At 44.0% G+C, this 12,493-nt stretch carries 14 protein-coding genes and 2 pseudogenes; 4 read left to right on the plus strand and 12 right to left on the minus strand.

All coding sequences use genetic code 11. The features are described from left to right. A pseudogene (locus BLP57_RS18795) lies at window positions 1-166 on the plus strand (IS5/IS1182 family transposase); the annotation flags it as partial. Window positions 167-358: 192 nt separating this feature from the next. Here BLP57_RS18795 and tnpA read toward each other — a convergent pair. From tnpA to BLP57_RS16950, 11 genes and pseudogenes are all read right to left on the minus strand, one after another. After that, window positions 359-544: pseudogene (tnpA, locus tag BLP57_RS18915) on the minus strand (IS200/IS605 family transposase); the annotation flags it as partial. Window positions 545-966: 422 nt separating this feature from the next. Continuing rightward, window positions 967-2,178 (minus strand): TatD family hydrolase, encoded by a 1,212-nt coding sequence (locus tag BLP57_RS18920; protein WP_092073396.1) that lies wholly within the window; start codon window positions 2,176-2,178, stop codon window positions 967-969. Window positions 2,179-2,387: 209 nt separating this feature from the next. Continuing rightward, window positions 2,388-2,876, minus strand: a complete 489-nt coding sequence (locus BLP57_RS16910; protein ID WP_015526380.1) for a MogA/MoaB family molybdenum cofactor biosynthesis protein — start codon at window positions 2,874-2,876, stop codon at window positions 2,388-2,390. Window positions 2,877-2,879: 3 nt separating this feature from the next. After that, window positions 2,880-3,869 (minus strand): GTP 3',8-cyclase MoaA, encoded by a 990-nt coding sequence (moaA, locus tag BLP57_RS16915; protein WP_092073399.1) that lies wholly within the window; start codon window positions 3,867-3,869, stop codon window positions 2,880-2,882. Beyond that, window positions 3,869-4,348 carry a cyclic pyranopterin monophosphate synthase MoaC gene (gene moaC / locus BLP57_RS16920; protein ID WP_059086610.1) on the minus strand — a complete coding sequence of 160 codons (480 nt, stop codon included), beginning with the start codon at window positions 4,346-4,348 and terminating at the stop codon, window positions 3,869-3,871. Before moaC ends, moaA begins: the two co-directional genes overlap by 1 nt. Window positions 4,349-4,360: 12 nt before the next feature. Continuing rightward, the gene (metG, locus tag BLP57_RS16925) at window positions 4,361-6,340 is read right to left on the minus strand and encodes a methionine--tRNA ligase (protein WP_015526383.1); all 1,980 of its coding nucleotides are present in this window, start codon (window positions 6,338-6,340) and stop codon (window positions 4,361-4,363) included. Window positions 6,341-6,656: 316 nt separating this feature from the next. Next, entirely contained in the window at window positions 6,657-6,872 is a 216-nt protein-coding gene (locus BLP57_RS16930) for a hypothetical protein (RefSeq protein WP_207646720.1), read from the minus strand. Beyond that, entirely contained in the window at window positions 6,839-7,285 is a 447-nt protein-coding gene (locus tag BLP57_RS16935) for a threonine/serine exporter family protein (RefSeq protein WP_092073405.1), read from the minus strand. Before BLP57_RS16935 ends, BLP57_RS16930 begins: the two co-directional genes overlap by 34 nt. 145 nt (window positions 7,286-7,430) lie before the next feature. Further along, entirely contained in the window at window positions 7,431-8,186 is a 756-nt protein-coding gene (locus tag BLP57_RS16940; protein WP_021653091.1) for a threonine/serine exporter family protein, read from the minus strand. 252 nt (window positions 8,187-8,438) lie between these two features. Then, on the minus strand, window positions 8,439-8,864 hold the full coding sequence (locus BLP57_RS16945; protein ID WP_021653092.1) for a flavodoxin: 426 nt from the start codon (window positions 8,862-8,864) through the stop codon (window positions 8,439-8,441). Between the two features lie 30 nt (window positions 8,865-8,894). Continuing rightward, window positions 8,895-9,488: a DUF3793 family protein gene (locus tag BLP57_RS16950; RefSeq protein ID WP_022426572.1), complete on the minus strand. Its 594-nt coding sequence runs from the start codon at window positions 9,486-9,488 to the stop codon at window positions 8,895-8,897. Window positions 9,489-9,869: 381 nt separating this feature from the next. Between BLP57_RS16950 and BLP57_RS16955 the strand changes: the two genes are divergently transcribed. The 3 genes from BLP57_RS16955 to BLP57_RS16965 all read left to right on the plus strand — a co-directional run bounded on the left by BLP57_RS16955 (window position 9,870) and on the right by BLP57_RS16965 (window position 11,681). Next, window positions 9,870-10,274 (plus strand): Fur family transcriptional regulator, encoded by a 405-nt coding sequence (locus BLP57_RS16955; protein WP_015526389.1) that lies wholly within the window; start codon window positions 9,870-9,872, stop codon window positions 10,272-10,274. Window positions 10,275-10,381: 107 nt separating this feature from the next. Continuing rightward, window positions 10,382-10,927, plus strand: coding sequence for an NADH peroxidase (locus BLP57_RS16960; RefSeq protein WP_015526390.1), 546 nt, complete (start codon window positions 10,382-10,384; stop codon window positions 10,925-10,927). Window positions 10,928-11,117: 190 nt separating this feature from the next. After that, window positions 11,118-11,681, plus strand: a complete 564-nt coding sequence (locus BLP57_RS16965; RefSeq protein ID WP_092073409.1) for a tyrosine-type recombinase/integrase — start codon at window positions 11,118-11,120, stop codon at window positions 11,679-11,681. A gap of 44 nt (window positions 11,682-11,725) precedes the next feature. On the opposite strand, the gene BLP57_RS16970 is transcribed toward BLP57_RS16965, so the two are convergent. Beyond that, on the minus strand, window positions 11,726-12,493 hold a 768-nt coding region (locus BLP57_RS16970), incomplete at its 5' end, for an Ig-like domain-containing protein (RefSeq protein WP_139148868.1).

Consider the following 12,493-nt stretch of genomic DNA (forward strand, 5'->3'; position numbering starts at 1 on the left):
TGATGTGAAAGAAGACATGAACTTTCGGAGATATCTGTACCGTGGAAAGGTAAATGCCTTGGCAGAAAGTATCCTTTTAGCGATGGGGCGAAATATCAATAAACTTCATTGTAAGATTCAGACAGGAAGGACGGGAAGTCACCTTTTTGCATTAAAAAAGGCATAGATTTTGATAATTGAAAATAAAACAGTTTGAAATAAGGCATGCTGAAAGGGATGCTTAGGGACGAACTGCGCTTGTAAAGAATGGCATCAAAATGGTAATCAATTTCGATGCCATTTTGGCATAAAACGGGGCTGCCGCCCAGCAAAAATATTTGCTAATGCGACAGCCCCTTATTATTAGCCCTTCAAAAGGCTATGTTACTGCCTGCTTTTTGATGTATTTTTGTACTGCTTCATCGGTAATATTACCAATGGTTTCTACATAATATCCTCTTGCCCAGAACGCTTTATCCCATTTACTCTATAATTCTGGATGTCTGTCATAAATCATTAACGTACTTTTTCCTTTTAAATATCCCATGAAACTTGCTATACTAAGCTATTCCAGCACCAGATTAGACCTTTCATTAATACAGTCATTAAGCCTCTCTGCCATCCTTCTGTATCCATCTTTACATTACACAATGTTTCTATTAATACCCGCACTCTGCATCTATAATATAAGGTCTATTTTATCACTTTCTGTCGAGCTCGTCATTTGCAATTATTTATACATAAATTTTCAGCTCTATTCAAACATAATGCTTCAATTTTCCTTATAAATAAATACTTTGTCAACCTTTCTGAATTTTTTCCATATCGCAGGTCGACAATCATAAGATAAAATTGTTTGAATCTTCTCTTCACATCCAGAACTTCCTGTATATTATAATGAATGATATTTCAATATTCTTTATTTCATATTTTCAAAATCAAACGGACATTCACTACTCGTATTTAACCACATAACATCTCTGCGATTTATTTGATCAACCCCAACATCTTCAACGCATTACTCTCCGTCACAGCCACAACCTCCTCGCAGCTGATTCCCTTAATCTCCGCAATGGTCTTCACAACCTCCGGCAGATACAGGGAGCTGTTTCTTTTTCCACGGTTCGGCACAGGTGCCATGTAGGGGCAATCGGTTTCAAGCAGGATCTGATTCAGCGGCGCATACTCTGCCACCTCTTTCAACTTCCGGGAATTCTTAAAAGTAACCACTCCGCCGATTCCAAGATAAAGTCCCATATTCAGATACTCTCTTGCAATTTCTTTGCTATAAGAAAAGCAATGGATAACTCCACCATACATCCCATCCTGCATATATTCTTTCACAATATTCAGCGTATCCTCTGCTGCATCACGGCTGTGGATCATAAACGGAAGCTTTTTCTCACGGGCGATGTCCATCTGCTGGCGGAATACCTTCTGCTGGAGAAGATGCTCCTCCTTCTCCTTATGCCAGTAATAATCCAGGCCGATCTCACCTACGGCTACCGTTTTTTTCATGTCGCAATATCTGCGGATCTCATCCAGCACAGCTGCATCCACCTTATCCGCATCATCCGGATGAACACCCACTGCGCCATAAACAAAAGGATACTTCTCAACCAGATCATAAACCCGGTCAAAATGTCCCACAGAAGCACACACATCCACAATATGCCCGATCCCGTTCTCCTGCATGCTATCCAGCATGGCAAAACGATCCTCATCAAAAGCCTCATCATCGTAATGTGCATGGGTATCAAAAATCATAGCTTTATCCACAGTCATCTCGTCACCGACGGAAACTTTTCCACCTTTCAGCACTCTTGTAAACACACCTTCTCGGGGCATGATACATTCACCCATCTTCTGAAAAATGGCACAGCCATTGTGGCACTCCTTTCCGATCTGAGTCAGCTCCAGCACAACCTCACCACAGCGAAATCTGGTGCCAATCGGAAGCTTTGCGAAATCAATCCCTTCCACAACCAGATTCTCACCAAAAGCACCATCCTCAACCTCTGCGCCCTTTGCACGAAATGCATCGATCTTTTCACCGGAAAGAAGACTCACCTGCCGATGCCACTTCCCAGCATGAGCATCCCCCTCAAGCCCCCAGTCCTCCACAAAAACCGCAGACCCGACATTCTTCTTCTGTGTTCCTTTCTTCTCACTGATACAAACCGCAAGTACTTTTCCCATAGCAAACTCCTATTAATCACACATCATTACCAAATTTATTCCTATATCACACCAGCAATATTGATTTCCAAAACCTACCACATGTAACTCTCAAGCCTCAGGAATTATGAATCGCTGGAGATGAATTTTAATCATAAAACCTACCACATCCAACAGCCAGCCCTGCCTCCGTTGGGCGTCCGTTTGTTAGTCTAAGTATACACCACACACTACCGTCCGCATTCTCCAGCATCGCCGGTCAAAATCTCAATCCCATGCCCCAACGCCTCAATAATAACCTCCAGGCACTCCCTGACAGCCTTAGGACTCCCCGGCAGGTTAACGATCAACGTCCCCTTCCGGATCCCGGCCGTAGCCCGGCTCAGCATCGCCCGCTTCGTGATCGTCAGACTAAACGCCCGCATCGCCTCCGGAATCCCCGGCACACGCCGCTCGATCACATCCTCCGTAGCCTCCGGTGTCACATCCCTCTGAGAAAACCCGGTACCACCCGTAGTCAGGATCAGCTCCGCAAGCCCCAAATCTGCGATCTCAGCCATCCGGCTTCCAAGCATCCCACGGTCATCCGGCAAAACATCCACAGAAACAACCTCATACCCGGCCGCCTCCATAATCTCCTTCACAGCAGGACCACTAAGATCCTCACGCTCTCCTCTGTACCCCTTATCACTAGAAGTGATCACAGCAACTCTCTTCATCACTCAACCTCCGATCTGAGCCATACAAAGCTTCTCCGTCTTATCATCCTTCTGTTTCTCCAGACCTACGTCAAAAGCATGCCCGTCCGGTTTCTCCGCCAGAGCCTCCAGGATCACAGCCTTCAGCACCTCATCCGAACCACCACTGCGGATCACCTCCCGAAGATCCCTTCCCGCAGCATACTGCAAACAGGTCTTCAAAAAGCCCTGAGAAGTCAGCCGGATCCGGTTACACTCCCCACAGAACTTATGGCTCACCGCGCTGATAAACCCGATCTTTCCGGAAAAACCATCCACATCATAATAATGACACGGTCCATTCCCAAGGGGCTCCCCAACATACGGCGAAAACCGCGGAAGCTTTTCCCCAAGGATCCGAAGCAGTTCCTCCTCCGACACCCCATGAAATTCTTTTCCCATCCCAATGGGCAGCATCTCAATAAACCGCACATGCACCCTGTGATCCCTGGCCAAAAGCGCCACCCGGCAAAGATCCTGCTCCTGGATCCCAAGAGGCACACAATTGATCTTCAGTGAAATCTCCGGATACTTCATTGCCTCCGAAATCCCTTCCAGCGTCCGCCCCAGTTCATCCCGCCGCGTGATCCTCCTGCTGCAGGCCTCATCCAGCGTATCCAGGCTGATATTCAATCCGTCCAGCCTCGCCCGGGCAAAATCACTCATCTGATCTTTCAGAAGCACACCATTTGTAGTCAGAGTCACCTTCTCGATCCCCGGCATATTTTTCAGTTTTTCCACCAGCTGAGGCATCCGCGGCCGTACAAGCGGTTCCCCGCCGGTCAGCTTGATCTTCCGGATACCCAGCTCTGCCATCACCCGGCAGATCCTCAAAATTTCCTCTTCCTGCAAAATGAGGGAGCGCTCCACATGCTGCACTCCCTCCTCCGGCATACAATAAATACACCGCAAATTACATCTGTCAGTTACGGAAATCCTGAGATAATCAATATTTCTTCCGCACCTGTCTATCATTATTTTTCCTCAAAACGAAAATCTCCGCTTTTGCCTCCTGTTTTTTCTTCCAGATGGATATCAGACATGACCATGTGCTTGTCAATTGCCTTGCACATGTCATAAATGGTAAGAAGCGTCACCTGAACACCTGTCAGCGCCTCCATCTCCACGCCTGTTTTTCCCTCTGTTTTTACCGTGCAGAATACACGGATCACTCCCGCATCCTCATCCGTCTCAAAATCCACAGAACACTTCTGGATGGGAAGTGGATGACACATGGGGATCAGCTCAGAAGTACGCTTCACACCCATGATACCTGCCACACGGGCCACACCAAGTACATCACCCTTTTTCACATTTCCGCTTTTTACCGCGGCCATGATCTCCGGGCTTACCTGAATGGAACCCGTGGCTGTTGCCGTACGGTGAGTGACCGGTTTGTCGGACACATCCACCATAACAGCATTGCCGTTTTTATCAAAATGATTCAATTCCATATCTGTCTATACTTAGCAGATCTCAGCGCCTGCAGGCATCTCTTTCTCCGGTACCATCAGGGAAAGATTTCCGTCTGCATCCTCTGCACAGAGGATCATACCCTCGCTGAGGATTCCGGCAAGCTTAGCAGGCTTCAGGTTTGTAACGACCATAACCTTTTTGCCCACCATTTCCTCTGCGGAATAATGAGCCTTGATTCCGGATACGATCTGACGAACCTGACTTCCGATCTTAACCTGAGAGCAGAGAAGTTTTCTGGATTTCTTAACCTCCTCACAGGCGATGATCTCACCAACCTGGAACTGCAGCTTCTCAAAATCATCGAAAGTGATCTCCGGCTTTGCCTCGATATCGATCACATTCTCTGTTTTCTCCTCTTCTACCTCTTCCTTCGGCTCTTCTTTCGGCTCTTCTTTCTTCGGATGAAGCTTCTCAACCTTCTCAAGAACCTCTTTCAGGTCAAGTCTCGCAAAAAGGATCTCCGGTTTGTCAGTTACGCGGTTTCCTGAAGGATAAAGACCAAACTGCTCCATCTCCTCAAGAGTTCTCTCGTTTGCGTTGAGCTGTACAAGAATACGCTCTGTTGTACGCGGCATAAAGGATTTCAGAAGAGATGCGCCGATGCAGATTCCCTCAACCAGGTTGTAGAGAACGGTTGCAAGACGATCCTGCTTTGTCTCATCCTTTGCAAGTGCCCATGGCATTGTCTCGTCGATATATTTGTTGCAGCGTTTAAACAGAGAGAATACCTCTGTGATAGCATCTGCCACACGAAGCTTGTCCATTTTTGCGGAAACGTTCTTCGGAACCTGAAGGATGAAGCTCTTAAGATCCTCATCAACCGGCTCAATAACATTCTTATTCTCAACGACTCCGTTAAAATATTTGTTGGACATGGAAATTGTACGGTTTACAAGATTTCCAAGTGTGTTTGCAAGGTCGGAATTCAGTCTCTCAACCATCAGCTCCCATGTGATCACACCGTCATTCTCAAATGGCATTTCGTGGAGTACAAAATAACGGACAGCATCTACACCGAAGAACTCAACCAGCTCATCTGCATAGATTACATTTCCTTTGGATTTACTCATTTTTCCATCGCCCTGAAGCAGCCATGGATGTCCGAATACCTGTTTCGGAAGCGGAAGATCCAGAGACATCAGGAAGATCGGCCAGTAAATGGTATGGAAACGGATGATATCTTTTCCGATCAGGTGAAGATCTGCCGGCCAGTATTTGTTGAATTTATCGCTGCTGTTTCCGTCGCAGTCATAGCCGATACCTGTGATATAGTTTGTCAGGGCATCCAGCCATACATATACAACGTGCTTCGGATCGAAATCTACCGGGATTCCCCATTTAAAGGATGTTCTGGATACACAGAGATCCTGAAGTCCCGGAAGAAGGAAGTTGTTCATCATCTCGTTTTTACGGGACTCCGGCTGGATGAAATCCGGATGTGTGTTGATGTAGTCAATAAGCTTATCTGCATATTTACTCATTTTGAAGAAATATGCCTCTTCCTTGGCAGGTACGCATGGACGTCCGCAATCCGGACATTTGCCGTCTACAAGCTGGGACTCTGTGAAGAAGGACTCACATGGTGTACAGTACATTCCTTCATAATGACCCTTGTAGATATCTCCCTTTGCATACATTTTTTTGAAGATTTTTTTGACCTGCTCTTCATGGTCTTTATCTGTTGTACGGATGAATTTATCATAGGATGTGTTCATCAGATCCCAGATGCGTTTGATCTCACCGGAAACGTTATCTACGAATTCCTTTGGTGTAACACCAGCTTCCTCAGCCTTCAGCTCGATCTTCTGGCCATGCTCATCAGTACCTGTCTGAAAATATACGTCATAACCCTGCTGTCTTTTAAAACGTGCGATCGCATCCGCAAGAACGACCTCATAGGTATTTCCGATATGCGGTTTACCGGATGTGTACGCAATGGCAGTGCTGATATAATATCTCTGCTTTTCCATCTTTTCTTTCCTCCATGAATATAAAAATAAAAAAAACGCCTTCTCATACCATAATGATATGAGAAGACGAGTTATTACCCGTGTTACCACTTCTTTTCGTTCCTGCCTCGCGGCAAAAACCTCATCAGGTACAGCAAGCTCTATACCCTTCCGCTATAACAGGCGGTCCTGTCACTGCCTGCCGGTGTCCGTTAAATCGGACATTCACACTTCGCTTATCGCGTTTAAACCGGTTCAGCAATGCCTCTCCGAAGCCATCTTCCATCTGTGCCTGCACATCCCTCTCAGTCTCGGAACTCCTGCATAAAGTGAACCTTTACCATTCACTCTGCCGCAGATCTATGACATCAACTGCGTCACAGCCTGCATCTAAAAAGTCCTCCGGGGATTTCCCTGTAGTACGGTGTACACATGTACTCTCTTCTTCCATGAGTTTTCCATATGGGAAAATCGTAACACATTTCCGATGGTTTGTAAACGGGGAATTTCGATACTGTATTACATTCTCCTCTGCCTGTACATCCACCGCCACGCCATCCGGAACGCAATGGTTGTCAGCGTCATTCCTGCTGCCATGCTCACCGCAAAAAGGATCGTATAGATTCCGTCTTTCTGGAATTTCGCCCAGTCCTTCATCAACATCCAGTTCATTGTCCGGTAAAGTGCTGCTCCCGGAATCAGCGGAATTGTCGCGGAAACCAGAAATACAGTTACCGGCGTTTTATGAATTCTTGCCATACATTCTGCATACAAAGTAATAGCTACTGTTGACCAGAAACCGCACGCATACGGACTTGGCGTTATGAACTCTACTGCCAGATATACAGCCCAGGACAGACATCCACCCAATGCCGCAAACCAGAGTTTTTTTCCATGGATATTAAATAATGCCGCAAAGCCGAGGGATCCTGTGAAGGATACGACCAGCTGTATGATTTCCCGCATATTTTCCTCCTGAATAAATCATAACTACTATCAAATGCTCCCATTATCTGCTGCATTTCGCTACTCCGCAATTGATACAGTATGTAAACTCCTCATTCACTGCTTATTGCTTTTCGTAACCTTCAAGAGAACTTCCCTGATTCGGTTAAAACAACAGATTCGCCACCGTAAAACCAAGGCCCACGACCAGTGCCAGCAAAAGTGCCTCCATACATCGGATCAAACCTGTAATGGTATCTCCTGAAAACATATCACGCAATGAATTGGTAAATGCAATTCCCGGTATCAGAAGCATGATATTTCCGATACTGATCAGATCCGCATGATGTCCAAGCCCGATCAGAACTGTAAGATTGGAAAGTACTCCGCCGGCTCCGCAGCAAAGAAGCACTGTCAGCAGCGAGTTTAATGCACCTTTTTTTACAAAAGCCTCAAACAGCTTCAGGGCGATACCAATCAGCGCAGAAGCGATCATATCGTTGACATCTCCTCCGAAAAACACAGAAAAAGAACCTGAAATTACAGCATAGATCAAAATCTGCGTTTTAAAAGAATATCCTTGTTTATCCCGGATCTTTTCCAGCCCCTTCTGGATCTCCTCCGGCTTCGGCCGATACTCACAGATGTATCTGGAAAGCTGGTTCAGGTCATCCAGCCGTCCCAGATCATTGGACATTCCCGGCACACGCCGCGTCTGGGTGCAAATACCGAAATCCTCTCCATAAATAGTCGTCACAATACTGGATGTGATAGAAAAAACATCTGCCCGGGTGGCTCCATATGCCAGGCAGATCCGCCGTATGGTATCTTCCACACGTCCAACCTCTGCTCCGCAGCAAAGAAGCTGTTCACCAATTGTCATCGCATAATATAAATACTGTTCCGCTTCCTCCCGCGTCATCCGGCATCCCTCACTTTCCTGCTTTATTTCATTTTTATCTATTTTAGGACACGTAAATATTAAAATCAACAAGGATTTTTTGTCTTAATATTCATTTCTTCTATATTTTCTCAAAGTAATAAGCAGATATTTTCGCTCAAAATAAAACACCACACGGACAAAAAAGATATCTATCCCTTCTGTCCGGATGGTGTTTGTGTTTGAAAATCCAATGCTCTGCTCAGTTTTTATTTATTTGAAATCTAATAGATCTTATGCAAGTTTTCCGCCAAGTTCACGGCAAGCTGCAAGTCCTTCATCATCAGGTGTGTTGTTTACAATGAGTCCTTCATCATCAACAAGCTCTGCGCCTGCGTCTTTTGCTCTGCCGCACCATGTTCTCATCCACTCTCCGTCGCCCCAGTCATAGGAACCGAAAAGCGCAACTTTCTTACCGGAAAGTTTGCCTTCCAGATCAGAGAAGAATGGCTCGAACTCACCATCCTCAAGCTCCTCATCTCCCATTGCCGGACAACCAAGTGCCAAAACATCATAAGAGAGAGCTTTATCTACATCTGCATCTGCAACTTCCATGATCTCAACATCCGCACCAGCTGCTTTTGCACCTTCCTCAACAGCCTGTGCCATTGCCTCTGTGTTGCCTGTGGAAGACCAGTAAATAATTCCTACCTTGCTCATCTTAAAAACCTCCTGTTTTTAAACTTTATATTATACGCACATCTGAGATGTACAGAGATGCTTCATACCAACAACCTGCAAAATCGAATACCCCGCACGGATCTGCGCCGCAGTAAACTCCCGGCACTTATCGTAGCTGTCAAAAATCCTGCGAGCCTGCTCCACATCATCATAAACCTTCCAGTAACCACACATCTTGCAGCCACTGCCTCCGAACTTCCGGAAGCCCTTCACATCTTCAATGGGATAACCCAGGAAAAGTCCGATCTCATGAGGAAACTCCGTCTTATGAAAAAATCTCTCCTTCAAACGGGCGATCATCTCATCCAAAGAACTATCTATATTATACCCATCCTGGAGCAAAAGTTTCCTGGCTTCATCCTGCTTAAGATATTCCTGCAGCATATCCGGCCGGTACACCAGAAGAAGATAATGCTTCCTGCATCCACAGATGATCTCCATACGGATACCTTCCCGTTCAAGACTCTCCTCATAATCCGAAATGATCTCCGGCAGCTCCGGCATTTTTTCCTTGGAAAAGGAAACAAGATTCGCCGGTTTCATTCCCATTAATACAGGGGAACAATGATAACCCATGACAGATTCAAATTTTTCACAAGTCATTTGCATTCTCCTTTATATATTAGTTAGATTTCTCTAACTATTGTAAATATACTACCAAAGTTAGTCTATGTCAACTTATTTTTATAAATTTTCACCGAGAATTTTTACTGATAAAATCCTATCATTAAGGGCACAATATTCCTTATAACAAACACTCTGTCAGACATCCGACTGCCAGTTCTCACCATTTAACCGAATCAAGTAAGTCCTCTGCAGGGTTGCAAATATCTCCTACACCTGCAGCGTAAAAATACTCATTTACATCCAACTCATAAAATGAAAATATTTCAGGATAATCATATCTAAACCTCTTGACAAACCTCCCTCTGTCATGTATTATAATATCAGTAATAATTACTATTACTGATAGGAGGAAACATTATGGCAGCACTTAAATACAGCCGTCAGCGAGAGTCCATCAAGGAATTTCTGAGATCCAGAACAGATCATCCAACGGCAGATACAGTATACGAGAATCTTCGACAGATCTACCCGAACATCAGTCTCGGAACTGTCTACCGTAATCTTTCTCTTCTCAGTGACATCGGTGAGATCCGGAAGCTGACCAATTTCGGAAGCGCGGATCGCTACGATGGAAGGGTCGCACCACACTCACATTTCATGTGTACCAGATGCAACCGGGTGATCGATATGCAGTCAGACAGCCTTAACGGAATTCTTGAACAGGCAGCTGCAGAATTTATCCACGGAAAAGTCTTTGACGTAGATGCAAGCTTCTATGGGATCTGCAAGGAATGCCTGAAAAAAGAAGAAAAACAAGCTTGACAAAACAAAGATCACATGGTATCATAAAATAGTAATAATTACTATTATTAATTTAGAAGAAACAAAAACAAACAATATATTTCAAAAAAGAAAAGGAGATCATTACTATGGCTAAATGGGTATGTACAGTATGTGGATATGTTTATGAAGGCGAGCAGGCACCGGAAGCCTGTCCAGTATGTAAAGCACCAGCTTCTAAATTCCAGAAACAGGAAGGCGAGCTCTCATGGGCAGCTGAGCATGTTGTAGGTGTAGCTAAAGGCGTTAGCGAGGACATCCTTGCAGACCTGAGAGCGAACTTCGAGGGTGAGTGCTCTGAGGTTGGTATGTATCTTGCAATGGCTAGAGTTGCTCACAGAGAAGGATATCCGGAAGTTGGTATGTACTATGAGAAAGCAGCTTACGAGGAAGCAGAGCATGCAGCTAAATTCGCAGAGCTCCTTGGTGAGGTTGTAACAGACAGCACAGAGAAGAACCTTCAGATGCGTGTAGAGGCTGAAAACGGCGCTACAGCAGGTAAATTCGACCTTGCAAAACGTGCGAAAGCAGCTGACCTTGACGCAATCCATGACACAGTACATGAGATGGCTAAGGACGAGGCAAGACACGGAAAAGCATTCGCTGGTCTGCTTAAAAGATACTTCGGCAAATAAGAAATCCGCATAAAATAAGAATTTTTACAAAGAGAGGATAGAGAAATCTGTCCTCTCTTTTTTGCTGCTTTTCTATATAGTGTGCAAACTCTTCTCTCTTCTACACCACCAAATAGCTTAAATGTGCAAATTCAAAAAAGTGCAATAGTTGTGTTGAAGAATTGGAAAAGAGGAAAGGAAACAATAAAAAATGAATAAGAGGACAATCGCTCTTACTACAGAACAATACAAGGAAATCATTCAGACTATGAGAGAAGGATTCTGCGGCTGCCGTCCTAATGAGAGAATCGCAACTGCTCTTGTCTTAGAGGGAAATCTGGGGCTTAGAATATCTGATATTCTGAGCCTGCGGCTCTCAGATATTGTGAGGGATGGCGACAGATACAGATTAGAGATAACAGAACAGAAAACAAAAAAGAAACGAGTTTTTACAGTTCCCCTTGTTATTCAGCAATATATTGAAAATTATTGTTTGAAAAATGGAATTGAAAAAACTGAAAGGATTTTTAATCTGACTGAACGTGCAATCAGTAAGCAGCTTGCCCTTGTCTGCGATTATCTTGGATTTGAGGGAATCGGCACACACTCTTTCAGAAAGTGGTATGCAACGGAAATTTACAAAAATAATGGCTATGATATTACTTTAGTCCAACGACTGCTCCAACATAGTTCTGCTGCCATTACACAGCGTTATATTGGAATTGAGCCACAGCGGATTGAAGAAGCCATTGAAGGACATACACAACTATTATAATATCAAAGAGCGAGAAAGCTATACTTCCTCGCCCTAAAAAAGTGCTATTGTTTAAAATAAAGTGTTCCCGTAATTCTCTTCATATTTTCGTTAATAGGGTAAAATGGTAAAAATGTTTTTTTCTGTTCAATAGTTGAATAAACACTATGATATTCAGAACCAAAGAAAATTTTATTTTTCATATTACATATGTTTTTAGGATACCCCTTTATATCATTTCCGCTCCAAATTACGGAAGTATCTTCAAAGGTACAAATTCTGCTAGTATTAAAATTTTCTGCAAACACAGGTTCTGACAATGTATATTTTTTGTTTGAAAAATCTACTGTTGCATAATAGCAATTATCAGTTATATCAACTTCCATAATTACAGAAGACTTTTTCATGTCTAAATAAGGCATGTATTCTGGCTTAACCACATAATAGTAATGCATTTCCAACCGGTCAAATTCTCCAAAGGCATTCGCTGCATAATACGGAACTTCGATTTTCTCAATATAATTTTTCCAGTTAGCAAGCGTTATTTCAACTGTTTTATAAGTTGGTGTAGTATTTGGCGATGTTCCTACTGTAATTTTACATGTTGCCTTTTTTCCACTTCCGTCTTTTGCTTTTACAGTAATTGTAGCAGTTCCGTTTCCAACTGCTTTCACAACACCTTTTGAAGAAACTGTGGCTACTTTTTTATTGCTGCTTGTCCAAGTTACTGCTTTATTGTTAGCACTGCTTGGAGAAATTGTTGCTTTTAAAGTAAGAGATTTTCCCTTTTTAAGTGTAGCTGATGTTTTATTCAGCTTTATGCTTTTTACTGG

It is taken from the genome of Blautia sp. SF-50 (assembly GCF_900101315.1).
GTDB classification, from domain to species: Bacteria; Bacillota; Clostridia; order Lachnospirales; family Lachnospiraceae; genus Blautia_A; species Blautia_A fusiformis.